A 25,480-nucleotide genomic window follows, 5' to 3' on the forward strand; every position below is an offset into this window, starting at 1 on the left:
ATGCGCTTGAAGTGCATTCGCCTGGCCGGGTTCAAGTCGTTCGTCGACCCGACCACGGTCAACTTCCCCAGCAACATGGCGGCCGTGGTCGGCCCCAACGGCTGTGGCAAGTCCAACATCATCGACGCCGTGCGCTGGGTGATGGGCGAGAGTTCGGCGAAGAACCTGCGCGGCGAGTCGATGACCGACGTCATCTTCAACGGCTCCAGCGGCCGCAAGCCAGTCAGCCAGGCCAGCATCGAGCTGGTGTTCGACAACAGCGAAACCACCCTGGTCGGCGAATATGCCGCCTACGCCGAGATCTCGATCCGACGCAAAGTCACCCGCGACGGGCAGAACAGCTATTACCTCAACGGCACCAAGTGCCGCCGGCGTGACATCACCGACATTTTCCTCGGTACCGGTCTGGGGCCGCGCAGCTACTCGATCATCGAGCAGGGCATGATTTCCAAGCTGATCGAGGCCAAGCCCGAGGAACTGCGCAACTTCATCGAGGAAGCCGCCGGCATTTCCAAGTACAAGGAACGCCGCCGCGAAACCGAGAGCCGCATCCGCCGCACCCAGGAAAACCTGGCGCGCCTGACCGACCTGCGCGAAGAGCTGGAGCGCCAGCTGGAACGCCTGCAGCGCCAGGCCCAGGCGGCCGAGAAGTATCGCGAATACAAGGCCCAGGAACGCCAGCTGAAGGCGCGCCTGTCGGCGTTGCGCTGGCGCGACCTGGATGAGCGGGTGCGCCAGCGCGAGTCGGTGATCGGTGACCAGGACGTTTCCCATGAGGCGCTGGTGGCCGAGCAGCGCAATGCCGACGCCAGCATCGAGCGCCTGCGCGACGGCCATCACGAATTGTCCGAGCGTTTCAACCAGGTGCAGGGGCGCTTCTACTCGGTGGCCGGTGACATTGCCCGGGTCGAGCAGAGCATCCAGCACGGCCAGCAGCGCCTGCGCCAGTTGCAGGACGACTTCAAGGAAGCCGAGCGCACGCGCCTGGAAACCGAATCGCACCTCGGCCATGACCGCACCTTGCTGGCCACCCTGGGCGAAGAGCTGGCCATGCTTGAACCCGAGCAGGAAATGACCTTGGCCGCCGCTGAAGAGGCCGCCGCTGCCCTTGAAGAGGCCGAATTGGGCATGCATGGCTGGCAGGAACAGTGGGACAACTTCAATAGCCGCTCCGCCGAGCCGCGCCGCCAGGCCGAAGTGCAGCAGGCGCGCCTGCAGCAGTTGGAGGCCAGTCTTGAGCGGTTGGCCGAACGCCAGCGCAAGCTGGGCGAGGAGCGCGAGCAACTGGGTAGCGCCCCGCAGGACGCCGCCATGCTCGAGTTGGCCGAGCAGTTGGCCAGCAGCGAAATGGTGCTGGAAGAGCTGCAGCTCTGCGAAGAGCAGGTGGTCGAGCGCCTGGAGGGCCTGCGCGAGCAACTGCAACAGGCCAGCCAGGCTCAGCAGCAGGCGCAGGGCGACCTGCAGCGCCTGGGCGGTCGCCTGGCATCGCTCGAAGCCTTGCAACAGGCGGCCCTGGAGCCGGGCGCAGGCGCTGCGGGCTGGCTGCACGGCCAAGGCCTGGAGCAACAGCCGCGCCTGGCAGAAGGGTTGCGGGTGGAGCCGGGCTGGGAGCTGGCCGTGGAAACGGTGCTCGGTGCCGATCTGCAGGCCGTGCTGGTCGACGATTTCAGCCGCCTTGATTTTGCCGGCCTGGAGCAGGGCGAGTTGCGCTTGCTGCTGGCCAGTGGCACCGGTTCGACATTGCCCGGCAGCCTGCTGGAAAAGGTCCAAGGCGGTATCGACCTGGCGCCCTGGCTAGGCCTGGTCAAACCCGTGGAAGACCTGGCCCAGGCGCTGGCGCAACGCGCGTCGCTTGGCGAAGGCCAAAGCCTGGTCAGCCGTGATGGCTACTGGGTAGGCCGGCATTTCCTGCGGGTGCGTCGTGGTGGTGAAGCCGAAGGCGGCGTGCTGGCGCGCGGCCAGGAGATCGAGCGCCTGGGCCAGGAACAACTGGAACAGGAAGCGGCGCTGGAGCAGCTGGAGCAGCAACTGCAGGCCCTGCGCGAGCAACAGTTGGACCTGGAAGAGCAGCGCGAACAGCTGCGCCGCCGCACCCAGGAAGAAAACCGCCTGCATGGCGAGCTGAACGCCAACCTGTCAGCCAGCCGCGCGCGCGCCGAGCAGGTCGAGCTGCGCCGTCTGCGCCTGCAGGAAGAACTGACCGAACTGGACGAGCAGCGCGCCCTGGAGCACGAGCAACTGGGCGAAGCACGCCTGCTGCTGCAGGATGCCCTGGAGCTTATGGCCCAGGACACCGAGCAGCGTGAGCAGTTGATGGCCCGCCGCGACACCCTGCGCGAAAGCCTCGATCGCGTTCGCCAGGAAGCCCGCCAGCACAAGGACCACGCTCACCAGCTGGCCGTGCGCTTGGGCTCGCTGCGTGCCCAGCACGATTCCACCCGTCAGGCCCTGGAGCGCCTGGAGCAGCAGGCCGCGCGCCTGACCGAACGCCAGGAACAACTGTGCCTGAACCTGGAGGAGGGCGAGGCGCCTCTCGAAGAGCTGCGCCTGAAGCTCGAAGAGCTGCTGGAGCGGCGCATGAGCGTGGACGAAGAAATGCGCCAGGCCCGCCTGCACATGGACGAGGCCGACCGCGAACTGCGCGATGCCGAAAAGCGCCGCACCCAGGCCGAGCAGCAAGCCCAGCTGCTGCGTGGCCAGCTGGAGCAACTGCGCCTGGAGTGCCAAGGCCTGGATGTGCGGCGCAAGACCCTGCAGGAACAATTGCTGGCCGATGGCTACGACCTGCAAGGTGTGCTCGCCACCCTCGAGGCCGAGGTCACCGAGCAGGGCACCGAACAGGAGCTGGAGCAGCTCGAGGCGCGTATCCAGCGCCTGGGGGCAATCAACCTGGCCGCCATCGAAGAGTACCAGCAGCAGTCCGAACGCAAGCGCTACCTGGACGCCCAGGACGCCGACCTGGTCGAAGCCCTCGATACCCTGGAAAACGTCATCCGCAAGATCGACAAGGAAACCCGCAACCGCTTCAAGGATACCTTTGATCAGATAAATGCCGGATTACAGGCACTTTTCCCAAAAGTTTTCGGTGGCGGCAGCGCTTATCTGGAACTGACGGGCGAAGATCTACTCGATACAGGGGTGACGATCATGGCGCGGCCACCGGGCAAGAAGAACAGCACCATCCATCTGCTGTCTGGCGGCGAAAAGGCCCTGACCGCATTGGCGCTGGTGTTTGCCATCTTCAAGTTGAACCCCGCACCGTTCTGCATGCTCGACGAAGTCGATGCGCCGCTGGACGATGCCAACGTCGGGCGCTACGCCCGCCTGGTCAAGGAAATGAGTGAAAGTGTGCAGTTCATCTACATCACCCATAACAAGATTGCCATGGAGATGGCGGACCAATTGATGGGGGTGACCATGCATGAACCCGGTTGTTCACGTCTTGTTGCAGTTGATGTGGAGGCGGCCATGGCCATGGTCGACGCCTGATGTGCGACGATGGGGGCACATTCTGTAGCGAAATGCCCCCGTCATGTGCGACAGACGGTGTAAAGTTGTCTTTGGTCGTGCTAGCTTAATGTCACTCGTTTTTTGCGTGGGTAAAACGCCTGTCAGAACATAGAGTTGGCGCCACGTGTTAAAGGGCTTTGAACCCTTTGTTTTCAAGCATATTTTTATAGAGGCACGGGATTACATGGAAATCGGTCTGCGCGAGTGGCTGATCGTCATCGGCATCATTGTCATTGCCGGGATTCTTTTCGACGGCTGGCGCCGCATGCGCGGCGGCAAAGGCAAGTTGAAATTCCGTCTGGATCGCAGTTATTCCAACCTGCCGGACGAAGAGGGCGGCGGTGCCGAAGTGCTTGGTCCGTCCCGGGTGCTGGATACCCACAAGGAACCTGAGCTGGATGAAAGCGACCTGCCGTCGCTCAGCGCCTCTGCGCGTGATCGTGAACGTGAGCCGAAGCCGGCCAAGGCCAGCAAGCGTGGCAAGCGCGCCACTGCGGCTGCCGATATGCAACAGGGCGACCTGAACCTGAGCGCCGAGCCGCGCGAGCCTGACCTGTTTGCCGACAGCGACGACGACTTTGCCGCCGACACCCCCCGCAACAGCGGTACGGCGTCTGCCAGCAGCAGCGTGAAGGAGCTGCCGCCGGCCGAGGAAGTGTTGGTCATCAGCGTGATCTCCCGTGACGAGGGCGGCTTCAAGGGGCCGGCGCTGCTGCAGAACATCCTCGAAAGCGGCCTGCGCTTCGGCGAAATGGACATTTTCCACCGTCACGAAAGCATGGCCGGTCACGGCGAAGTGCTGTTCTCCATGGCCAACGCGGTCAAGCCTGGTGTGTTCGACCTGGACGACATCGACCACTTCAGCACCCGCGCAGTGAGCTTCTTCCTCGGCCTGCCGGGCCCGCGTCATCCGAAGCAGGCTTTCGACGTGATGGTAGCTGCGGCGCGCAAGCTGGCCCACGAGCTCAACGGCGAGCTCAAGGACGACCAGCGCAGCGTGCTGACCGCCCAAACCATCGAGCACTACCGCCAGCGTATCGTCGAGTTCGAGCGCCGTGCGCTGACCCAGAAGCGCTGACAGATCCAGACGAAAGAGCAGCCTGAGGGCGTGCTGGTCGGTTCGGGTGTTGTTATCGCCTGTCCCGGCCCCATCGCCGGCAAGCCAGCTCCCACAGGGGTACCACTGTCCTCCTGTGGGAGCTGGCTTGCCGGCGATAGGGCCGGGACAGGTAGCAACAAACCCAGGCCCCGCACATCACCCCCAGGCTGCTCTTTTGCTTTGCAAGAGAAGAAACCCCATGACCGCCGAAACCCGTATCCACGAACTGCGTGCCGAACTCGACCAGCACAACTACCGCTACTACGTGCTCGACGAGCCCAGCGTGCCCGATGCCGAATACGACCGCCTGTTCAACGAGCTCAAGGCGCTTGAAGCCGAACACCCGCACCTGGTAACCCCCGATTCGCCCACCCAGCGCGTCGGCGGCGAGGCCTTGGCAGCGTTCAGCCAGGTGCGCCACGAAGTGCCCATGCTCAGCCTGGGCAACGCCTTCGAGGAAGCCGACCTGCGCGAGTTCGGCCGTCGCGTGGTCGATGGCCTCGACCAGCCTGGTGCCGTCGACTACAGCTGCGAGCCCAAGCTCGACGGCCTGGCCGTGAGCCTGCTGTACCGCGACGGCCAACTGGTGCAGGGCGCCACCCGTGGCGACGGCACCACCGGCGAAGACATCAGCGCCAACGTGCGTACCGTGCGCAATATTCCGCTCAGGCTGCAGGGCGAGGGCTGGCCGGCAGTACTGGAAGTGCGTGGCGAGGTGTACATGAGCAAGGCCGGTTTCGACCGGCTCAATACCGCCCAGGCTGAAGCGGGTGGCAAGACCTTCGCCAACCCGCGCAACGCTGCCGCTGGCAGCCTGCGCCAACTGGATTCGAAAATTACCGCCAGCCGCCCGCTGGAGTTCTGCTGCTATGGCGTCGGCCAGGTGTCCGAGAGCATCGGCGACAGCCACATCGGCATCCTCGAGCAGCTCAAGACCTGGGGGCTGCCCATCAGCCGCGAGCTCAAGCATGCCGCGGGCATTGAAGAGTGCCTGGCCTACTACCGCGACATCGGTGAGCGGCGCAATAGCCTGCCGTACGAAATCGACGGTGTCGTATTCAAGGTCAACAGCCTGGCCTCCCAGCGCGAGCTGGGCTTCCGCGCCCGAGAGCCACGCTGGGCGATTGCCCACAAGTTCCCGGCCATGGAAGAGCTGACCGAGGTGCTGGATGTCGAGTTCCAGGTCGGCCGCACCGGCGCGGTAACGCCCGTGGCGCGCCTGAGGCCGGTGAAGGTAGCCGGTGTGACCGTGTCCAACGCCACCCTGCACAACATGGACGAAATCGCCCGCCTGGGCCTGCGCATTGGCGACACGGTGATCATCCGCCGCGCCGGTGACGTGATCCCGCAGGTGATGCAGGTGGTGGTCGAGCGCCGTCCGGAAGATGCCCGTCCGGTGCAAGTGCCAAGCGAATGTCCGGTGTGTGGTTCGCAGGTCGAGCGCACCCAGTTGGTCAAGCGCAGCAAAGGCAAGGAAACCACCAGCGAAGGCGCAGTGTACCGCTGCGTTGGCCGCCTGGCCTGTGGTGCCCAGCTCAAGCAGGCGATCATTCACTACGTGTCGCGGCGTGCCATGGATATCGATGGCCTGGGCGAGAAGAGCGTCGAGCAACTGGTGGATGAAGGCCTGATCGGCTCGCCAGCCGACCTGTACAAGCTGCAGTTCGAGCAGATCGTCGGCCTGGAAGGCTTCGCCGAGGTTTCTACCCAGAAGCTGCTGGATGCCATTGAAGCCAGCAAGCGCCCGAGCCTGGCGCGTTTCATCTACGCGCTGGGCATCCCGGACGTAGGCGAAGAGACTGCCAAGGTGCTGGCCCGCTCGCTGGGCAGCCTGGCGCGTGTACAGCAGGCGTTGCCGCAAGTACTCACCTACCTACCGGACATCGGCCTGGAAGTTGCCTACGAGATCCATAACTTCTTCGAAGACGAGCACAACCGTAGCGTCATCAAGCAACTACTCGATAGCGGCATGCAACTGCAGGATGAAGGCGAGCTGGCTGCCGAATTCGCTGCCAGCACCACCCTGGCCGGCATGATCGCCAAGCTCGATATCGCCTCGGTCGGCCCGACCGGTGCCGAGAAGCTGGTGGCCAAGCTCGACAGCCTGGACAAGATCATTGCCGCTGACGGCATCGACTTGCGCCAGGCCCTGGCGGCCAAGCAAGCCGAAGCGGTGCGTGAGTTCTTCAAGGATGAAGCGAACCAGCGACTGGCACGGGATATCGAGGCGCAGCTGCAGGCGTTCGGCATGCACTGGAGCAGCGAGAAAAAGGTCGCCGAAGGCTTGCCGCTGGCTGGGCAGACCTGGGTACTGACCGGCACCCTGGAGCGCATGAGCCGCGACATTGCCAAGGAGAAGCTGGAAAGCCTGGGGGCCAAGGTGGCCGGCTCGGTTTCTGGCAAGACCCACTGCGTAGTGGCAGGGCCGGGGGCGGGTTCGAAGCTGGCCAAGGCCAGCGAGCTGGGGGTGAAGGTGCTTGATGAAGACGCCTTCGTCGCCTTCCTGGCCGGCCAGGGCATCACTATTTAAGTCCCTGCGCGCGTCCCTTGTGGGAGCGGCCTTGTGTCGCGATCGGGCTGCAAAGCAGCCCCGATAATTTATGCGACGGAGCTGGAAACCTGGGACCGCTCTGCGGTCCTTTCGCGACACAAGGCCGCTCTCACAGGGATCGCACATACGACAAGGCCGGTGCAGTACCTGTGGGAGCGGGCATGCCCGCGAACACCGGCAAAGCCGGTGCCATCCATCGCGTTGCCTGCTTCGCGGGCACGCCCGCTCCCACAGGTCTCGCGCCAGTCTCGCCTGCAACACCACCCCAACCCGGACAAGTCATTGAGAAATGATGACTTTTTCTCCACCCAGAGGTTGTATCTGCCCCCAAGACCGGTACAATGGCGCCACTCGCTGCTCAGCGAGGCATGTAGTGGTGGCCCCATCGGTCCCCCCGCATTGATTACCCGTTAACCTGGTCAGGCCCGGAAGGGAGCAGCCATAGCGGGAACATCGAGTGCCGGGGTGTGGCTGGTGGGGCCGCCTCCATTCTATAAGTCCTTGATTTTGCAAGGATTTCTCGCTCAAAAATCTCGAAGTGGACCAGTACCGTAGTACACCTAAGTGGTGCACCGTGCTCGGCATTCTAGTCGACTGTAATTCCCCAATCTAGGCTCATGCCCGTGCTGCCTGGGCACTAGTCGCGTCCGCTCGGTTGCTCTAATGTTAGAAATCCAATTCACTACAGGGCAGCAGCATGGATATTGCAGCACTCAACGGCGTGGTACAGGCGATCAACCTAACCAAGCAACTCGCCAAGGCTGCGTTTGATGGCAAGGTGGATGCTGAGGCAAAAGCGAAGATCGGTGAAGTCCTTGAAAAACTGGGGGACGTGCAAGATGGGATGTTCAATCTGCGGGAAGACCTGCATAGGCTCCAGCTAGAGCGGGATGACTTGAAGAAGAAGCTTGATGCTGCTGACTCGTGGCAACAGCGAGCGGCTACATACAAGCTTACGCAAACAGCAGGCGGTGCAGTCGTGTACATTTCGAATGATGAAACGCCCCATTACGTCTGTCCAAGCTGCTTCAACAAGAAGGAAATTCACCCGCTCCAAGACAACCGTACTGCCCGAGGCAAGTTCCGTTGTACTGGGTGCACAGCAGAATTCCCCATAAAGCCTCAAAGAGCAGCATTCAACGTGCAACCTGTAGCCCAGCATTGGAACGGCTGAGTTGACTGGCTAAGAACCTCTATCTCTCCGCGATTATACGTGAAGCCCCGCAGGTTAAGGTCTGCGGGGCCTTCTCGTTTTTGGATTTTACGTAGCTTTTGTACGTAGCAATCTTGCTGTCTTGATAACGCCAAGGAGCCATCAAGCTGCAAATGAGGCTCTACTAGCGCCCTCGCAGCAGAGAGGTGAATCAGGGGGGCAGCCCAATTGCTCTCCCTGGGTGTTTCTAGCCAGAATCTATTCTATCGAGTGCGAGTCACCATCGTGCCCCAGAAGGGGTGGCTCACTGCCGGATGGGAGGTCTTCAGCTCTGGACTGAGTTGCCCAAGTAATTTTCGTAATTTCACTGATCCGATCAACGATAGGCTTCAGGTTACCGCCGACCTTCTTCAGCATCACGCTACCTTCAACCGTCAGACCATAGAAGTGATCTAGGTCGGACATTTTCTTGTGCATTTCAGACTGTAGCTTTTCGAGCCTTTTTAGCAAACGGCGCTTATGCTGGTCCTCCAGCTCGGTATTGTCGCTAATCAATGTTCTCAGTTCGTTGATAAGAACTTGAATTCGATTAACATCACCTTCAGTGAATTCGTAAGAAAAGCCATTGGAAACAATGTTTGCAAATTTTGACTTCATTGCTTGAAGTCGATTGTTTGCAAGTTCTTGCTCCATCTCGGCGCATATTGAGTTTAGATATTCGGATAGTGCTACGCAGGCCGATGGGCGGTCGCCATCAATATTCCCAACTGAGGCGTACACCCTGATTAAATTGGCGTCCTCCATAGCGGAAATTAAAGCATAAGCCTCTAGAAGTTGTTCGTGCTCGCCCTTACCCCAACCTGGGGATTGCTCTACGGCCTCTAAAGCATATTCGCAAGCGCTCAATGCTGCCTGCTCAGGGGTTGTCTGGATGGTTTCTAATATGTGATCAGGGATGCTCATAAGCGCTCCGTGCAGAGTGTTTGCAGACGATAAAACAGAGGTGGCACTTTGTCACCTGGTCGCAAGAACGACTGGGTTGGATTAGGAGCGTAAGCGGTTAATCACGGAGGTTATGGCGTCGGCGTTTATGTCGAGGGCGTGTAAGGCTACCATTGCGTTGTCGTGGACGTTTAGAGACCCACGCTGACGAACCCAGGTGCTCAACTCCTCGATAGCGGCTCTCAGGGCTGTCTGGTTCATCATCAGAAGCTCTAGGGCATCGGCGGTTGCAGTGGCCTTGTCATCCATATCAGGGATTCCCTTATCCTAGCGGTGATGCACGGTCTTGGTAGCTTACAGGACGATATTGGTTAGGGGGGGAAGGCGCTTTTTCAGGGCAGGGATTTCTTAAGATTTTTTCTGCGGCACCTTGGTTGGGCGATAATCTTGCCTGCATTCCAGGGAGGAAAATATTTATAGATAACGGGCAATCGGTTGAAATCTCATCCTATGAGGGTCGATGCTTAACGCCTTTGCTCTGGCTACGCCCCCTCGCCACCTACAATCCAGAAATATGGTCGGCCATAGATAAGCCCCGCCGCAGGCGGGGCTGTGATAGCACTGTTACTCGTTGGTTACCTGCCCGGCCTTATGCAGTGCGTCTTTCGCATCCATCCAGGGCTGGAAATCCGCCTCTGTGAGGTCAGGCCCGTTACCCTTGAGGGACTGGTCAATCTTCTCATCGAGGACAGTGTATTCTTTCCTGAACTCTTCGTGGGCCGCGTCTAGAGCATTCAGTTGCCTAACCTTCTGCACCGTTGTGGTGCTGCACTGCAACAGTTCAGCAACTTTACGAATACTCTTCCCGTCCGCCAGCAGTTCGCTAATTCGATTATGCAGGTCAAGGTTAGCTGGACGGCCTTTGTACACACCCTCTGCCTTGCCTTTAGCGATGCCTTGGGCCTGACGGCGGCGTCGGTCTTCATAGTCCTTACGAGCTACAACAGCGAGTATGTCAAGCAACATACCGTTCACTGCCGCGATCATACCTTTGGTGAACTCGTCCATTCCCTGAGTGGGCCTCAAGGCCGCGTGGCTGGTACTTAGGTCCAGGGACACTACAGTCACCTTCTTTGCCGCGATCCTGGTCTTCAACAGTGCCCAATCATCCTGACTCAGCCTGGATAACCGATCTACCCCTTCGATCAACAGCACGTCACCCTCGTGGCTGTCGTCCAGAAGGCGGAACAACTGGGGGCGTTCAAGTTTCGCGCCGCTGGCATTCTCGATGTAGAAAGCAGCGATCTTGTGTCCTTGCTCAGCAGCGAAGTCGATCAGCGACTGCTTTGCCCGTGTTGCGTCCTGTTCGGTAGTAGAAGCTCGAAGGTAGGCGCGGATAAACATCGTAGTCCCCTCTGTGTCACTTTGAGTGTGTCACATAATACTGTGTCACGTAGGGTCAGTAAAGTCATTTAATGACACGAATTCAAGGACGATCAAAGCAAGCTTTACCCGGTAACCCTGTGGTACCTCAAGTACACCCGTAATGACACGCGAAGAGCTGCTAGGGCTACCTCTATTGAATTGCCGACCGGGGGCGAGCCATCGGGCACAGGGCCGCTAACGGGAACGGGGAAAGCAAATTCGCTGGCCCTACACTAGCCCCTGCAATGAAGGAGCTTACTTCTCCACGTTGGGAGAAAGTCCAGGCAGCTTGGAGGCTGAATGCCACCGAATTGCGGGATGTAAGGCCGTGTAGCGTCATTTGCTTAGCGCCTTCACCGTCAATGCCACGTAATTTGGGCCTTAGATGCTAATGAGAGCAGCGCATTTCCAGGAAAGATGCCTTTGGACAATTAGTTCGAAATTAGTTATGCGTCTAGTAAACGAAGGCTTGATCTGAAGGGGTTGTGGCGCAAAGTAGCGTTACCTGGTTTCGGGTTGAGCCGGCCGGGGTGGTGTCGTAGCGAGCAAGGTCAATCGTGGGTGAGCGTCTCGACGTCTGCAACGAGGTCAGACGGTTTGCACCCGAGTGCAGAGGCTAGCTTAAAGATGATGTTGATGGTGGGCTGGTGGACGCCCCTCTCGATAAGACTGACGTAATTGCGTTGCACATCGGCTTCCAGCGCCAGCTTCTCCTGCGTCAATCCTGCCTGCTTCCGTCTTTCACGGAGAACCTTGCCGAATGCCAAGCCTGCGTCCAAACCTTGCCCCCTCTGTATGAGGTTGCACTGTCGGTTCAAGGGTGGCCTGGGTCTTCACAGTATGCTGTGAATTTTGTCTATAGCATGGCATTATTGGCCTCGGCCGAGGCTGCCACCCAGCCCAAGCCTACCAGGTGTACCCTACTGTGAGAGGTTGAGTCCTCAATGATGTAGGCAGGGGGAGCGCGTTTAGTACGTGGAGTACGCGGGTGCGCCCTGTAAGTCAGTAAGTCAAGTAAGGCCGTAAGACATACTTTTTACTGATATACAGGAGCTTAACAATGACCAAACAAGATTCAGCGACCAGCATCGTCACCGGTCATCAGCAAGATGAGGCATCTCCACTCGCAAAAAATTTCCGTGCTAGAGGGGTGTGCTCAATGAAGCGGAAAAGTCAAGTAGTAAAAATCCCAAGGTATACATTCGAGGCTCTTGCTGCCTACACCGCGCTTGGCGAAGAAATAGTAGGGATTATGATTCTGCTATTGCTGCGAATGGATAGTGATCGTCGAGTCATGCTCGATATTAACTTGCTGCCTAGCTACCTAACCATCAGGCGTGATCGGGTAGATAATTCAGTGGCGCTCGTCATCAAGAAGGGATGGGTGCATTCAGTAGATCAGCAAGCGATGCGGGATGGGTTTCTCATCGGGACCGTTCCTTCAGTGTTCCTTGATTCGGACTTTGAAACTCTTATCGCGTTCTTCAATCCTCTCTTACCTAATACGTGTAAGCAGATATAACCATTCGTTGAGCTTTGAGTGGTTCTGATTCAATAGGGCAAGGATGCCCTTTCAATCCTGGTGGTATCAAGTGATTTAATTCGCATATATTATCTCGTTCTAATTACCGTGAATCGCAAGGAGTTATCAATGGCAAGGACCTTCCGTAATCCAGCAAACGGGCATACTGAGTCCATTAGTAGGGAGGCTAGTGGTTTAGTCGTGCTTTTCGGGCCATTGTACTTGGCCAGCAAGGGGCTCTGGGCGCACTTCTTCCTATGGCTATTACTGGTTGGTGGCTTCTCGCTGGCAACCGGTGGTCCAGGGATAATTATCGCCTTGCCCATAGCGATTGTGGTGTACGCCTTCAGCATCAATAGCATCATCGCGAACTCTTACCTGCGTAAAGGATGGCAAGAAGTAGTGGTTGAGTCGGACCACTCTACTGGCCAGCCAGTAATGAGTGTAGGTGGCCAGAGAGAATGTCCGTTCTGTGCTGAGTTGATAAAGATGCAAGCAGTGAAGTGCAAGCACTGTGGATCTTTGGTAAAGCCCCTGGTCTAAGTGTAAGGAGGCCTGATAGGGAAGCTTACTCAAGCAGGGTGTTGGTGCACCACTCCACCCTGTCCTGTAGAGTTGATGTTGCGCCTGGCGGCTATACTTTCATAGTGGGGCAGGAAGGCATAGCTCCACGAGAATCTTGATGTTCTCTCGAAGGTTAACTTGTGACGCATGGTCACGCCATAATATAGTGCAGGTTTCGTTTATAGAGTTTGTACTCAGCTAAGGGCGGGGTGGTGCTGCACACCTCCGTCCCCGCTCTGAAGAGTTGATAATGCGCCTATCGGCTCTCATTTCTAAGGTGGTGAGTGAAAGACCTCTTAGTGAGGACCAATTGTGGCTGAGGCCACAGCGTCACTCTGCACAGCAAGATGCAGAGCGGGAAGGGGCTCTGCTCGCCCTTGTTTCTTCCCTCTGCATAGAGTTCTATTCTTGCCTCACGGCATTGCTATTAGAGGGGGGCAGGGTGAGAAAGCCCCCCAAATCTTGGTCTGTAACCTCGTAGATACATGGTGACGTCCCGTCAGGTTGTACAACGGTCAAAGTCCTCAGCAGGGTTAAGATCAAGAGCGGGAGAGGGGCCTTGCTTGCCCCGTCTCTTGTCCCTGCTACTTAGAAGTGCCATCCGTGCTTCAGGCACAGCCTATCCTCTGTGGCGGCTACGCCACGATGGTAAATTCATAGAGGTAAATAATCTCAAAGCTCCGCTTTGGCACTTGCCTTTATATATATGCGGCCGTATTACTCCCCCCCTTCTGAACCGTAGCAGGCGGTTATGCTGCCTGCAAGGCTTCCAGCGCTGCTGCCTCGGCTTTCCACTTCCTGATCGTCTTCGGGTCAACCTTCGTCTCCTTTGCAATGGGCTTGACTTGAGCTCCGTCCCTTAGCATCTGCATCACCTTGGCTTTCATCGGATGAGCCAGGCGACCTTGTGCCTCTACGATTAGTGGCTGGGCGATATTCTTGTTCAGCTCCGCTTCGTATTCTGCTTCATACTCCTCAGCACTCTTGAATTGAGTTAGTGTGCGTAGATCGTAATTCAGTTTTTCCAGTACTTCAGGTTCTGGAGGGTTAGCATCATCGCAGTCTTCCCAGTCGTGAGTCTGTGTTGTAGGAGCTGCGACTGATTCAGATAAAATCCCGTTCATTTCATGGGTGAGCGAACTAGGGCGACTCTTCATCATCCATGGAATTATTAGTTTCACTGCTTTGAAGTAGCGTCTTGCATGCCTAGGTTTTAAATGTAGAAAATCTTCAATGGCTTCATTGTGTATTAATGGAAGATATTCCAGGATCGTCGCAAGGTTGCGCACTGATAACGGTGTGGATTTGCTGTCTGAATCGATAGGCCGGTCATGCCAGTCAAGTCTGGCGATGCCTTCGATAATGTCCATTGCGAATCTGGGGTAGCGGCCCCATGACGTACCCCAGCCGATGAAACCATAGAACGGATTCGCAATAGAGTTTGGCTTAGTCCCTCGTGTGCTCTTTTGTTTTCTCGGCTCTTCAGTGGTTGGGATCTGCTTTATTAGCCACCGATCGGCGTTGGTTGCTATTCGTGAATCTAAAGCGTGAAGTTCTTTTACAGAAAGAAGGCGTGTGTCGGTTGGTCTGTTGCTTTCGTTCATCTTGTCTCTTTGTCATTGGTTTTTATTACGGGCAATACCTCGCGTCTAATCAGCAAACAAACTTTATTAATCGGCCTTTTCGCAGGCAGCACGAAACCCGCTCTGCTCAGTGGCCTATTGGCTTGAACATGCGAGGTAAGGGGCTGGTAGGGGCATTGCAGTGGCCAGTGTCTCTGGCTTGTGAAAATAGTACAGCTTCTTTGCGTGAAGTCAAGCTGGTGAAGAGTATTTTTTGCTTTTCGAGTGGCATTTTCCTTAGTTACTATAGAACTTCTATAGCAACTAAGCCTTGTTGCTATAGAGTTTATGTAGCGCCAGCGCTCTACTGCTATAGAAGTTCTATCGTAAAACTCTCAGTGTCCTATGTCGTCATGCAGATTTATCTGCATCAGAGCCTCCAGCATCGCCTTCAGAGGGCTACGGCTGCCGTAAATGCTGAACGTTACTGCTCCGTCTTCGTGTCCAGCAATCCGTTTGATAAGCGAGTCCTGGACCCCGGCGTCACGTAGGTCATCGATGAGCGTATGTCTGAAGCTGTGAAAGGTCTTGCGGGGGTCGGTGATACCAAGTCTTGTCTTGTAGCGACCGAACCACTTCGACGGAGCATGGCCGAGCTTGCCCCGCACTGCTTCTAGCTCAGGGAATACACGATCAGCGCCGGTAGCTTTGACCGATTCAACATGCTGAAGCAGGCCCAGGTCCAGCAGGACAGGGTGCAGGGGAAGCACTCGTCGGCTGCTGGCGTTCTTGAGGTTCTGGCCTTCACGGCTGTCATCAATGCGAATGCACTGAATACCCTGGTGCTCAGTGAAGTCATCAATCCGCAACTGGCATAGCTCTTCCAGTCGTGCCCCTGTAGCTCTACCCATCAAAGGCAACCAGTAACGCCACGGGTGCTTGCGTGCTTCCTGCCGCAGCGCCTCATGACTCAGCAGTGTCGCCAAGTCGCTGCGGTCGAATGAGAGTCGTGCTTCTTTTGCCGACCCCGCCATGACCTTCATGCCAGCCAGAGGATTGTCAGTGACGTACCCGTTCGCTTTGCACCAGTTCATGAACGCAGTGAGCTTACGTAAGCGGTTGTTAATCGTGACGGCAGTGATGGTCTTGTAGGTGCTGCCTGACTCAATCACCTGCTTCAACGTCTTACCCTTGAACTCGGGACGTAGGTTGAAGTACTGGGGGCAGCGGCTGAGCCGTTCCTTTAGTAGACGAGCTTGCTGAGCACCGAAGGCTATCGCAGGCATATCACCCACCAGCTCGAATAGATCGGCTAGGGCACGCTCAATGTCATCGATGCTGCCTTGTCGCCATGTGCCACCGCGTTTCCCTTCTTCTATATAAAGCTTGGAAAGGGTGGCCAGGGTAGGGCCTTCACCTCTTGGCTTCTGTATGGCTGCTGGAACCGCCCCTGACACGGTCGGGACCGATACTTGAGGTGTCGCTTCACGCCACTGCTCACACAGCATACGCAGCGTTTCTGGGGCTGTTAACGGGTGCTCGCTCAGGTGGCGATTAACCTGCTGAGCTAATGACGATGCAAGGAAGAGAGCTGCCTGACGTTCACGTACACGCAGGGACAATCGAAGGGTGTGTCGGTTGGGGAATAGGTGCTTGGGTAATCGAAGGTTGAGGTAGTAAACGGACTGGCGGCGAACAATGTAGGCCATGAATGAACACCAGAGTGGACCAGTAAAGTGGACCAATTGAGTGGAACAATTCTGGTCACACCCGAGCCTTGAGCGACCGTGCTCGGTGTCTGCACGGGGCGATGGTCAACTACCTCATCAGCCTGAAACCCTTGCCCGATAAGGCCCGCCTTGATTCCCGAGCATGCTTGCATGCGATCTGGTCAGGCCCGGAAGGGAGCAGCCATAGCGGGAACATCGAGTGCCGGGGTGTGGCTGGTGGGGCCGCCTCCATTTCTGGGGTGTGAAAACCTCAATCAGCAATGAACGCTTTCGTTCTATCCCGCTTCTCGCCCAATGTTCCCGCCGCCGATAGCTTCATCAGCCGCTGGAATTTCGGGCAGGCCAAATGATCTTCCTCGGGGCACTGCGCGGCATGTCGTAAGCCTTTGCTCATTGCCTGCAGGCGCCTGATCCGTGCATCCAGTTCGTCGGCCTTGGCCAGTAGCTTGTGCCGGTCGACCTGCAGGTCCACCAGCATCGCCCCCACCTCATCCAGCGAGAACCCCGCAGCCTGGCCTAGGGCGATCAGCGCCAGCCTGTCTGCCACATCAGCTGCAAACTGCCGCCGCTGGCCATGCCCGGCGAGTGATTTGAGCAAGCCTTTCTTCTCGTAGTAGCGCAGTGTCGAAGCGGGTACGCCTGTGTGTCTGGCGACGTCGGCAATGTCCATTTCGGGCCCTTGACTTGAAGTTGACTTTAACTTCTATGCTGCGCGGTATGGTGATTACCGTCAATCTTCGAGGGCTTTTCAATGACGTTAACTGCGATGTTTTCAGCTGCCTTGCCAATTGGCATCGGTGCCACGGTGGTGATGGATTTGTGGGGACTGCTGCTGAGGCGGCTGGGTATTGCCACGCTGAACTTCGCCATGCTCGGGCGTTGGGCGGGGCATTTGCTGAAAGGACGTGTGCGGCATCAGGCGATTGCCAGGTCAGAGCCGGTGCGGCATGAACTGGCGTTGGGATGGGGGATTCATTACGCCATCGGCGTACTGTTCGCGATGCTGTTGGTTGGGGTTTTGGGGGAGAACTGGTTGCTGGCGCCTACCTTGGTGCCTGCGGTGGTGGTTGGTGTGGTGACTGTCGTGGCTCCATTGTGCTTCATGCAGCCGGTGATGGGGGCGGGGTTCTTTGCGTCGAAGACGCCGACACCTGCGCGTAACTGCTTGAAGAGCCTGGCCACGCATTTTGTGTTTGGCGTGGGGTTGTTTCTGAGTGCGGGTATTTTAGCGTTGCTGTGAGGGTGGGGCTGGGTTAAAGCGAGCGCACAATCAACATGCCTGCTATCAGCAGCACCAGAGCAAACCCTGCACCTATGCTGAACGGGATCAAAGCCTCCCAAGGGGAGAAGGCTCTGAGCTTGCGTAACTCTTCGTCGAGCAGTTCAGCTTCGCTTTTCAAGTGCTCATTGCGACCTTGAATGGCACGGGGCATATGCAGGTCCTAAATCTCGGATTAATGAAGGCTCAGAGCTTATTGGCCAAAGCCATGACCCCGGCGATGGTCGTGACAATCGCTGCCCCAACCCCCAGCGGATACCAAAACATCTCCCGTCCGAGCTTACGCGTTTCTGCGACGAGTTTGTGCGTCTCGGCTCTGAGTTTGCGGTTCTCGATTTGCAACTGTTCAAGTTCGAGGTATTCACGATCGTCCTGAAGCATCGGGCTGTCTTATTGAGTAGCGGCGAATGTGCCGTGGGGAGTGCCCGATTGTGTGGGGCAGGCGGATGCTGTCAGTCTGGCGTTTGAGCGCAAAGGCCAGTGATGTTGAGCTTGCAATAGAGATTATGAATACACTGCGCAATCCTGTGGGAGCGGGCGTGCCCGCGAAGAAGGCAACTCGGTGGATGGCACCGGCTTTGCCGGTGTTCGCGGGCTTGCCCGCTCCCACGGGGGGCTGGGCTGTATGCTTTCAAGAAGTGAGTAAGACTGTTGCTTCCACAGTGACCGAGCCGTCTTTGAATTTGATTCAGGTAGTTGTATCCACTGTGATGTGCCTGCCGGTATTCCAAGGGTCAGGGGCGAGCCACAGACATAGGGTCCGAAAAGCCCATCCCCCCATACCGCTGCAAAATCCGTTCGAGCTCCCCTGACTGCTTCATCCGTACCAGCGCCCGCAGCAGCCCTTGTGTCGGTATCGCTGGGTCATTGCGTACCATGCACCCCAAGTCCTGTTCCTCCAGCACTGCCAGCGCCTGCAGTTGCTGCTGCGCCGGCAGGCCCTGGTTGAACCACTGCAGCGACAGCTGGTTGCTTACCGCATGCCGGTAGCGCCCGGCTTGCAGTTTCTGCAGCACCAGCAACTGGTTGCGGCTGTCTTCGCGGCGCAAGCGGCCTTGGTCCAGCAGTGGTTGCAGGGTCGAATAGGTGTAGCCCAGCACTGTGCCGATAGCCTGGGGTGGCAGTTGCTCCGGGGGCTTCGGCGTGCTGTCGCCGACGCGGCCCACCAGCACATCACGCTGGCGAATCAGTGGGATGCTCCAGACAAAATCCCCCGGGCGGTCATTGAACCACTGGGTGCTGACATGGCAGCGCACATCGATATCACCGTTGTCCATTGCCTCCTGCAGGCGCAGGCGGGGCATCACGTGGTACTGGGGGTATACGCCCACTTCCTTGGCCAGCGCCTGCATCAAGTCATACAGCAGGCCTTCCACCGGCTGGTCACCTTCGATGCGCACCAGCGGCATGCTCCAGCTTTCGGTCACGGAAAAGCGCAGCACCGGCTGCTCCGCCACACTCTGGGTAGCCCAGACCAACAGCAAGGCCAGCAGTCTTCGCAAAGGCATATCCTCCCTGGACAATACGCACCCGTTTCATAGCTTAGACGAGCCGCGCAGGGTGCAATTTTGCCCCCGCTCCGCTAGCATTAGCGATCTTCCGCTCGATCAGGCTACGATGGTTTTTCGATGAGTTATCAGGTTCTTGCACGTAAATGGCGTCCGCGCTCGTTCCGCGAAATGGTCGGCCAGGCCCATGTGCTCAAGGCCTTGATCAATGCCTTGGACAACCAGCGCCTGCACCACGCCTACCTGTTCACCGGTACCCGTGGCGTGGGCAAGACTACCATCGCGCGGATCATCGCCAAATGCCTTAACTGCGAGACCGGCATCACCTCCACGCCCTGTGGCACCTGTTCGGTGTGCCGGGAGATCGACGAGGGCCGCTTCGTCGACCTGATCGAGATCGACGCCGCCAGCCGCACCAAGGTCGAGGACACTCGCGAACTGCTCGACAACGTGCAGTACGCCCCCAGCCGTGGGCGCTTCAAGGTCTACCTGATCGACGAAGTGCACATGCTCTCGACGCACTCGTTCAACGCCTTGCTCAAGACGCTGGAGGAGCCGCCGCCCTACGTCAAGTTCATCCTCGCCACCACCGACCCGCAGAAGCTGCCGGCGACCATCCTGTCGCGCTGCCTGCAGTTCTCGCTGAAGAACATGAGCCCGGAGCGGGTGGTCGAGCACCTCAGCCACGTGCTGACCGCCGAAAACGTACCGTTCGAACCGGATGCCCTGTGGCTGTTGGGCCGCGCGGCCGACGGCTCGATGCGTGACGCCATGAGCCTGACCGACCAGGCCATCGCCTTTGGCGAAGGCAAGGTGCTGGCTGCCGATGTGCGGGCCATGCTCGGCAGCCTCGACCATGGCCAGGTCTACGGTGTGTTGCAGGCGCTGCTCGAAGGCGATGCCCGGGCCTTGCTGGAGGCCGTGCGCAATCTCGCCGAGCAGGGGCCGGACTGGGCTGGCGTGCTGGCCGAGATGCTCAATGTGCTGCACCGCGTGGCCATTGCCCAGGCACTGCCAGAGGCGGTGGACAATGGCCAGGGCGACCGAGACCGGGTACTGGCGCTGGCCCAGGCGCTGCCGGCCGAGGACGTGCAGTTTTATTACCAAATGGGCCTGATCGGCCGCCGTGACCTGCCCTTGGCGCCGGACCCGCGTGGCGGCTTTGAAATGGTCCTGCTGCGCATGCTGGCGTTCCGCCCGGCCGACACCGACGACGCGCCGAAGCCGGTACTAAAGCCGGTGGGGATCAGCCAGGCCACAGCTGATCCTGCAACACCGGTGGCAGCGCCAGCGGTTGCCGTGGCGCCGCCAGCCGTTGCTGCCGTGGAAGCTGTTGCACCGGTTGCCGCGCCACCGGCCCAGGCGCCTGCGCCGGTCGAGCCAGCGCCGCAGCCGGTTGTCGAGCCGCAACCGGTCGTTGAGCCTGCCCCAGTGATCGAGGCCGAGCCGGAGCCACAACCAGAGCCGGCTGCAGAGGTGATCGACCTGCCCTGGGAAGAGCCTGCTCCAGCGCCTGCGCCGGTTATGGCTGAACCCGAGCCTGTGCCGGTACCAGCGCCTGCGCCAGTAGCGACAGCCCCAGCCCCGCAGGCCGCCCCGGCGCACGATGACGAGCCGCCCTTCGACCCGTCCGCCTATGCAGCCGTGGGCATGGACCGCGACGATGAGCCGCCGCTGGACGAGGATTACTATGGCGGCGAAAGCGACCCGGTCGGTTTCAGCTACCTGGACGAACTGGCCGAACACGTCCAGGAAGAAGCGCCCAAGCCTGTAACGCAACCGCTGCCAGCGGCCAAGCCGGCCACTGGCCTGGCCCTGCAATGGCTGGAATTATTCCCACAGTTGCCTGTGTCCGGGATGACAGGCAACATCGCGGCAAACTGTACGCTGATTGCCGCCGAGGGCGATGACTGGCTGTTGCACCTGGACCCTGGCCAGGGCGCGCTGTTCAACAGCACCCAGCAGCGGCGCCTGAACGAAGCGCTCAACCAGCACCTGGGGCGCACGCTGAACCTGCGCATCGAACTGGTCCTGCCCGAGCAGGAAACCCCGGCCCAGGCCGCCGCGCGCAAGCGTGCCGAGCGTCAGCAGGATGCCGTCACCTCGATCGAGCAGGATCCGTTGATCCAGCAGATGATCAAGCTGTTCGGCGCCAAGGTCCGGCAGGATACTATTGAGCCTGTAGAAGCCCTGGCCAATCAGGGCCAGTAATGGATAACCATGCGGCCGGCCCGGTGCCAGGCCGCATCACATGACCCAATCGAGGTATACCCCCATGATGAAAGGTGGCATGGCCGGCCTGATGAAGCAGGCCCAGCAGATGCAGGAAAAGATGCAGAAGATGCAGGAAGAGCTGGCCAACGCCGAAGTCACCGGCCAGGCCGGTGGCGGCCTGGTGAGCGTGGTGATGACCGGTCGTCACGACGTGAAGCGCGTCAGCATCGACCAGAGCCTGATGTCGACAGATGAAGACGACAAGGAAGTGCTGGAAGACCTGATCGCCGCTGCGTTGAATGACGCCGTGCGCAAGGTCGAGCAGAACAGCCAGGAGAAGATGGGCAGCATGACCGCCGGCATGCAACTGCCACCGGGCTTCAAGATGCCTTTCTAAGGGCATTGCGATAGCGAAAAAACCGCCGCTGACAACAGCGGCGGTTTTTTTTTACCTTGTGAAAGCAGGTCCGGCCCCATCGCCGGCAAGCCGGCTCCCACAGGTCATGTGTAAAATTCCAATACAGCGCGATACCTGTGGGAGCTGGCTTGCCGGCGATAGGGCCTGCTGATTTGACGCCACTGCCCCCGCTGGGTATAAACCGCCTCTCATTGAATTGTCAGGCCTTTCCCATGAGCTTCAGCCCCCTTATCCGCCAACTGATCGACGGCCTGCGCATCCTGCCAGGTGTCGGCCAGAAAACCGCCCAGCGCATGGCCCTGCAACTGCTCGAGCGTGACCGCAGCGGTGGCCTGCGCCTGGCCCAGGCCTTGACCCAGGCCATGGAAGGCGTTGGGCATTGCCGGCAGTGCCGCACCTTGACCGAGCAGGAGCTGTGCCCGCAATGCGCCGACCCGCGCCGCGACGATACCCAGCTGTGTGTGGTCGAGGGGCCGACCGATGTGTATGCGGTGGAGCAGACCGGCTACCGTGGCCGCTACTTCGTGCTCAAGGGCCACCTGTCGCCGCTGGACGGCCTGGGGCCTGAGGCGATCGGGATTCCGCAGCTGATGGCGCGGATCGAGGAGCAGGGCACCTTTACCGAGGTGATCCTGGCGACCAACCCGACGGTGGAGGGGGAGGCGACGGCGCATTACATCGCCCAATTGTTGAGCGAGAAGGGGTTGGTGGCATCGCGGATTGCCCATGGCGTGCCGCTGGGCGGCGAGCTGGAGCTGGTGGATGGCGGGACCTTGGCCCATGCCTTTGCTGGGCGTCGGCCGATTTCGCTCTGATTTGAAATTGCAGGGGGCCGCTTTGCGGCCCATCGCCGGCAAGCCAGCTCCCACCTCGACCGCATAGGCCTCAAGCCCTGTGCAGTACCTGTGGGAGCCGGCTTGCCGGCGATGAGGCCAGCCCAGGCAATACAAGACAGTTGCTCCCACAGGATCGCTGCAGTCCTGAAGGCAGCGCTGTCCCTGTGGGAGCTGGCTTGCCGGCGATGGGCTGCAAAGCAGCCCCAAAATCCAACTCAGTATTCGCTGAGAGAAAACTCGGTCAGGCAGAACGTCGGGACCCCCGCCGCCTGCAGCCGGCGCGACCCATCCAGTTCCGGCAGGTCAATGATCGCTGCTGCCTCGAACACCTGCGCACCCGTCCGGCGCACCAGGTTGGCCGCCGCCAGCAGGGTGCCGCCAGTGGCAATCAGGTCATCGAAAATCAGCACCGAATCCCCTTCGCACAAGCTGTCAGCATGTACTTCCAGGAAGGCTTCGCCGTACTCGGTCTGGTAACCCTCGCTCAGTACGTCAGCCGGTAGCTTGCCTTGCTTGCGGAACAGGATCAGCGGCTTGTTCAATTGGTGGGCGATGATCGAGCCGATCAAGAAGCCCCGTGCGTCCATGGCACCGATGTGGCTGAACTCGGCCTCGACATAGCGCTCGATGAACTGGTCGGCCACATAGCGCAGCCCGCGCGGCGACTGGAACAGCGGGGTGATGTCGCGGAAGATCACACCCGGTTTGGGGAAGTCCACTACCGGGCGGATCAGGGCTTTGAGGTCGAAGGCGTCGCTGTGCATCGTTGCGGGTATCCTGGGAAAACGAATGCCCAAGTATACCCGCTAATCGCCGGCCTCAGGCCTCGATTGCACCACCGGCCAGCGCGCAGAGCTGAATCGGGTCGAGGATGTGCACCTCTTTGCCTTCGGCGCGAATCAGGCCGTTCTGCTGGAAGCGGGTGAACACCCGGGACACGGTTTCCACCGCCAGGCCCAGGTAGTTGCCAATTTCGTTGCGCGACATGCTCAGGCGGAACTGGTTGGCCGAATAGCCGCGGGCACGGAAGCGCGCCGACAGGTTGACCAGGAAGGTGGCAATGCGCTCGTCTGCGGTTTTTTTCGACAACAGCAGCATCATTTGCTGGTCGTCGCGGATTTCCCGGCTCATCACCCGCATCAGTTGGCGTCGTAGCTGCGGCAACTGCACCGACAGCTCGTCGAGGCGCTCGAAGGGGATTTCGCACACCGAGGTGGTTTCCTGAGCCTGGGCCGAAACCGGGTAGGCCTCGGTGTCCATGCCCGACAGGCCGACCAGTTCGCTGGGCAGGTGGAAGCCGGTGATCTGCTCTTCGCCGCTGTCGCTGAGGCTGAAGGTTTTCAGGGCGCCGGAACGTACTGCGTAGACCGAGCCGAAATTGTCACCCTGGCGGAACAGGAACTCGCCTTTTTTCAGCGGCCGTCCACGTTTGACGATTTCATCCAGTGCATCCATGTCTTCCAGGTTCAGCGAAAGAGGCAGGCACAGGGGGGCCAGGCTGCAATCCTTGCAATGGGCCTGGTTGTGTGGGCGCAGTTTGACTGGCTCGGACATTTTCATTCGATCCTTGTGGGAAAGCACACATAAGACGTAAGGGTAACTCACGGCGTAGGTTGTAGGCCAGCGTGCGCTATTGTGGTGCGAGCTGGCCAGGCCCAGGCGGGTGCGCGCCGGGGCTTTCGCTGTGCCCATAGTGTGCCTGACAAGGAAACTTGTCCATGCGGTTGAACGACTCGGTTTTCAGATAACCCGCGAGAAACGCTGGCGGTTGTGCATCGCCAGGTAGGCGTCGAACACCATGCACACCGAGCGCGCCAGCAGGCGGCCGGCTGGCAGGATGCGGATGCCCTTGTCGTCCAGGCGGATCAGGCCGTCGCGCTGCAAGGTCAGCAGCTCTGGCCAGAGGTCGTTGAAGTAGCCGCGAAAATCGATGGTGAAGGCCTGTTCGATCGGCTCGAAGTCCAGCTCGAAATGGCAGATCAGCTGCTGGATCACCGCCCGTCGCACACGGTCGTCGTGGTTGCACAGCAAGCCACGCTGGGTGGCCAGCTGAGCGTTGGACAGGCTGTCCTGGTAGGTGTTGAGGTCGCTGCTGTTCTGGCAGTACAGGTCGCCGATCTGGCTGATGGCCGATACGCCCAGGCCGATCAGGTCGCAGTGCCCGTGGGTGGTGTAGCCCTGGAAGTTGCGTTGCAGGGTGCCTTCTTCCTGGGCGATGGCCAGTTCGTCGTCGGGTAGGGCGAAGTGGTCCATGCCGATGTAGCGGTAGCCAGCCGCGGTCAGCTGGTCGATGGTGGCGTGCAGCATCTCCAGCTTGGCGGCCGGGCTGGGCAGGTCGTTGCTGTCGATGCGCCGCTGGGGCATGAAGCGCTCGGGCAGATGGGCGTAGTTGAACACCGACAGGCGGTCGGGCTGCAGGCGGATCACTTCCTCGACCGTGCGGGCAAAGCCTTCCGGGGTTTGCTTGGGCAGGCCGTAGATCAGGTCGAGGTTGACCGAGCGAAACTGCAGGGTACGCGCGGCCTCGATCAGGGTGCGGGTCTGCTCCAGGCTCTGCAGGCGGTTGACCGCGCGCTGCACGGCCGGGTCGAGGTCCTGCACGCCCAGGCTGACGCGGTTGAAGCCCAGTTCGCGCAGCAGGCCCATGGTCGACCAGTCGGCTTCGCGGGGGTCGATCTCGATGCCATAGTCGCCAGAATCGTCGTCCGGCAGGTGGAAGTGCTGGCGCAAGGTGGCCATCAGTTGGCGCAGTTCCACATGGCTGAGGAAGGTTGGCGTGCCGCCGCCGAAATGCAGTTGTTCAACACGCTGTTTAGGGTCCAGGTGGCAGGCGATCAGCTGGATTTCCTGCTCCAGGCGCTGCAGGTAGGGCGCGGCGCGGGCACGGTCCTTGGTAATGACCTTGTTGCAGGCGCAGTAGTAGCAAATGTTGGCGCAGAACGGCACGTGCACATACAGCGACAGCGGGCGCACGGCCCGACGGCTCTCGCGCAGGGCGTGGAGCAGGTCGAACGAGCCCACCTCGCTGTGCAGTTGCACGGCGGTCGGGTAGGAGGTGTAGCGTGGCCCGGCCAGATCGTAACGGCGGATCAAGTCGGTATCCCAACGTAGGTCGTCGAGCATGAGGGCGGTCCCCGGAAAGAGCAGCAGTGTTCCGGAGTCTATGG

General features: G+C 59.4%; 21 protein-coding genes, 1 other RNA gene and 1 pseudogene. 11 read left to right on the forward strand and 12 right to left on the reverse strand.

All coding sequences use genetic code 11. The features are described from left to right. The 5 genes from smc to TZ03_RS24835 all read left to right on the forward strand — a co-directional run bounded on the left by smc (position 1) and on the right by TZ03_RS24835 (position 8,334). Positions 1-3,489 (forward strand): chromosome segregation protein SMC, encoded by a 3,489-nt coding sequence (smc, locus tag TZ03_RS24820; protein WP_051101027.1) that lies wholly within the window; start codon positions 1-3, stop codon positions 3,487-3,489. A gap of 205 nt (positions 3,490-3,694) precedes the next feature. Then, positions 3,695-4,588: a cell division protein ZipA gene (zipA, locus tag TZ03_RS24825; protein WP_051101028.1), complete on the forward strand. Its 894-nt coding sequence runs from the start codon at positions 3,695-3,697 to the stop codon at positions 4,586-4,588. A 220-nt stretch (positions 4,589-4,808) separates the two neighbouring features. Beyond that, the gene (gene ligA / locus TZ03_RS24830) at positions 4,809-7,139 is read left to right on the forward strand and encodes an NAD-dependent DNA ligase LigA (protein ID WP_051101029.1); all 2,331 of its coding nucleotides are present in this window, start codon (positions 4,809-4,811) and stop codon (positions 7,137-7,139) included. Between the two features lie 404 nt (positions 7,140-7,543). After that, positions 7,544-7,640, forward strand: an RNA gene (ffs, locus tag TZ03_RS29300) — signal recognition particle sRNA small type. A 217-nt stretch (positions 7,641-7,857) separates the two neighbouring features. Continuing rightward, on the forward strand, positions 7,858-8,334 hold the full coding sequence (locus tag TZ03_RS24835; protein ID WP_051101030.1) for a hypothetical protein: 477 nt from the start codon (positions 7,858-7,860) through the stop codon (positions 8,332-8,334). A gap of 237 nt (positions 8,335-8,571) precedes the next feature. On the opposite strand, the gene TZ03_RS24840 is transcribed toward TZ03_RS24835, so the two are convergent. From TZ03_RS24840 to TZ03_RS24855, 3 genes and pseudogenes are all read right to left on the reverse strand, one after another. After that, positions 8,572-9,276 carry a hypothetical protein gene (locus tag TZ03_RS24840; RefSeq protein ID WP_051101031.1) on the reverse strand — a complete coding sequence of 235 codons (705 nt, stop codon included), beginning with the start codon at positions 9,274-9,276 and terminating at the stop codon, positions 8,572-8,574. Positions 9,277-10,056: 780 nt separating this feature from the next. Continuing rightward, positions 10,057-10,659: pseudogene (locus TZ03_RS24850) on the reverse strand (recombinase family protein); the annotation flags it as partial. 572 nt (positions 10,660-11,231) lie between these two features. After that, on the reverse strand, positions 11,232-11,459 hold the full coding sequence (locus TZ03_RS24855) for a helix-turn-helix domain-containing protein (RefSeq protein WP_051101033.1): 228 nt from the start codon (positions 11,457-11,459) through the stop codon (positions 11,232-11,234). 281 nt (positions 11,460-11,740) lie between these two features. Between TZ03_RS24855 and TZ03_RS24860 the strand changes: the two genes are divergently transcribed. Next, positions 11,741-12,202, forward strand: coding sequence for a hypothetical protein (locus tag TZ03_RS24860; protein ID WP_051101034.1), 462 nt, complete (start codon positions 11,741-11,743; stop codon positions 12,200-12,202). Positions 12,203-12,331: 129 nt separating this feature from the next. Beyond that, positions 12,332-12,745 carry a DUF2628 domain-containing protein gene (locus TZ03_RS28010; protein ID WP_053388462.1) on the forward strand — a complete coding sequence of 138 codons (414 nt, stop codon included), beginning with the start codon at positions 12,332-12,334 and terminating at the stop codon, positions 12,743-12,745. 770 nt (positions 12,746-13,515) lie between these two features. On the opposite strand, the gene TZ03_RS24870 is transcribed toward TZ03_RS28010, so the two are convergent. From TZ03_RS24870 to TZ03_RS24880, 3 genes are all read right to left on the reverse strand, one after another. Next, positions 13,516-14,370 (reverse strand): hypothetical protein, encoded by an 855-nt coding sequence (locus TZ03_RS24870; protein ID WP_051101035.1) that lies wholly within the window; start codon positions 14,368-14,370, stop codon positions 13,516-13,518. 353 nt (positions 14,371-14,723) lie between these two features. After that, positions 14,724-16,037 carry a site-specific integrase gene (locus TZ03_RS24875; RefSeq protein ID WP_051101036.1) on the reverse strand — a complete coding sequence of 438 codons (1,314 nt, stop codon included), beginning with the start codon at positions 16,035-16,037 and terminating at the stop codon, positions 14,724-14,726. Between the two features lie 271 nt (positions 16,038-16,308). Then, positions 16,309-16,728, reverse strand: coding sequence for a helix-turn-helix domain-containing protein (locus TZ03_RS24880; protein WP_051101037.1), 420 nt, complete (start codon positions 16,726-16,728; stop codon positions 16,309-16,311). A gap of 81 nt (positions 16,729-16,809) precedes the next feature. On the opposite strand from TZ03_RS24880, the gene TZ03_RS24885 reads away from it, so the two are divergent. After that, a complete protein-coding gene (locus TZ03_RS24885; protein WP_051101038.1) occupies positions 16,810-17,298 on the forward strand; it encodes a DUF2938 domain-containing protein in 489 nt (162 codons plus the stop codon). Between the two features lie 13 nt (positions 17,299-17,311). On the opposite strand, the gene TZ03_RS24890 is transcribed toward TZ03_RS24885, so the two are convergent. The 3 genes from TZ03_RS24890 to TZ03_RS24900 all read right to left on the reverse strand — a co-directional run bounded on the left by TZ03_RS24890 (position 17,312) and on the right by TZ03_RS24900 (position 18,845). Continuing rightward, entirely contained in the window at positions 17,312-17,491 is a 180-nt protein-coding gene (locus TZ03_RS24890; protein ID WP_051101039.1) for a hypothetical protein, read from the reverse strand. A gap of 32 nt (positions 17,492-17,523) precedes the next feature. Further along, entirely contained in the window at positions 17,524-17,718 is a 195-nt protein-coding gene (locus TZ03_RS24895; protein ID WP_051101040.1) for a hypothetical protein, read from the reverse strand. A gap of 353 nt (positions 17,719-18,071) precedes the next feature. Continuing rightward, positions 18,072-18,845 (reverse strand): substrate-binding periplasmic protein, encoded by a 774-nt coding sequence (locus TZ03_RS24900; RefSeq protein WP_051101041.1) that lies wholly within the window; start codon positions 18,843-18,845, stop codon positions 18,072-18,074. Positions 18,846-18,965: 120 nt separating this feature from the next. Here TZ03_RS24900 and dnaX point away from each other — a divergent pair, with 120 nt between their 5' ends. The 3 genes from dnaX (at position 18,966) to recR (ending at position 22,292) form a co-directional block, all read left to right on the forward strand. Beyond that, the gene (gene dnaX, locus TZ03_RS24905; RefSeq protein WP_051101042.1) at positions 18,966-21,056 is read left to right on the forward strand and encodes a DNA polymerase III subunit gamma/tau; all 2,091 of its coding nucleotides are present in this window, start codon (positions 18,966-18,968) and stop codon (positions 21,054-21,056) included. A gap of 64 nt (positions 21,057-21,120) precedes the next feature. Beyond that, positions 21,121-21,456 (forward strand): YbaB/EbfC family nucleoid-associated protein, encoded by a 336-nt coding sequence (locus TZ03_RS24910; protein WP_051101043.1) that lies wholly within the window; start codon positions 21,121-21,123, stop codon positions 21,454-21,456. Between the two features lie 233 nt (positions 21,457-21,689). Further along, a complete protein-coding gene (gene recR / locus TZ03_RS24915) occupies positions 21,690-22,292 on the forward strand; it encodes a recombination mediator RecR (protein WP_051101044.1) in 603 nt (200 codons plus the stop codon). A gap of 236 nt (positions 22,293-22,528) precedes the next feature. Here recR and TZ03_RS24920 read toward each other — a convergent pair whose 3' ends face one another. The 3 genes from TZ03_RS24920 to hemN all read right to left on the reverse strand — a co-directional run bounded on the left by TZ03_RS24920 (position 22,529) and on the right by hemN (position 25,436). After that, positions 22,529-23,077, reverse strand: coding sequence for an adenine phosphoribosyltransferase (locus TZ03_RS24920; RefSeq protein ID WP_009683910.1), 549 nt, complete (start codon positions 23,075-23,077; stop codon positions 22,529-22,531). Positions 23,078-23,132: 55 nt separating this feature from the next. Next, positions 23,133-23,867, reverse strand: coding sequence for a Crp/Fnr family transcriptional regulator FnrA (gene fnrA / locus TZ03_RS24925; RefSeq protein ID WP_016711709.1), 735 nt, complete (start codon positions 23,865-23,867; stop codon positions 23,133-23,135). Between the two features lie 186 nt (positions 23,868-24,053). After that, the gene (gene hemN, locus TZ03_RS24930) at positions 24,054-25,436 is read right to left on the reverse strand and encodes an oxygen-independent coproporphyrinogen III oxidase (protein ID WP_051101045.1); all 1,383 of its coding nucleotides are present in this window, start codon (positions 25,434-25,436) and stop codon (positions 24,054-24,056) included. Positions 25,437-25,480 lie beyond the last annotated feature (44 nt).

Source organism: Pseudomonas sp. 10-1B (genome assembly GCF_000935045.1).
Classification (GTDB): domain Bacteria; phylum Pseudomonadota; class Gammaproteobacteria; order Pseudomonadales; family Pseudomonadaceae; genus Aquipseudomonas.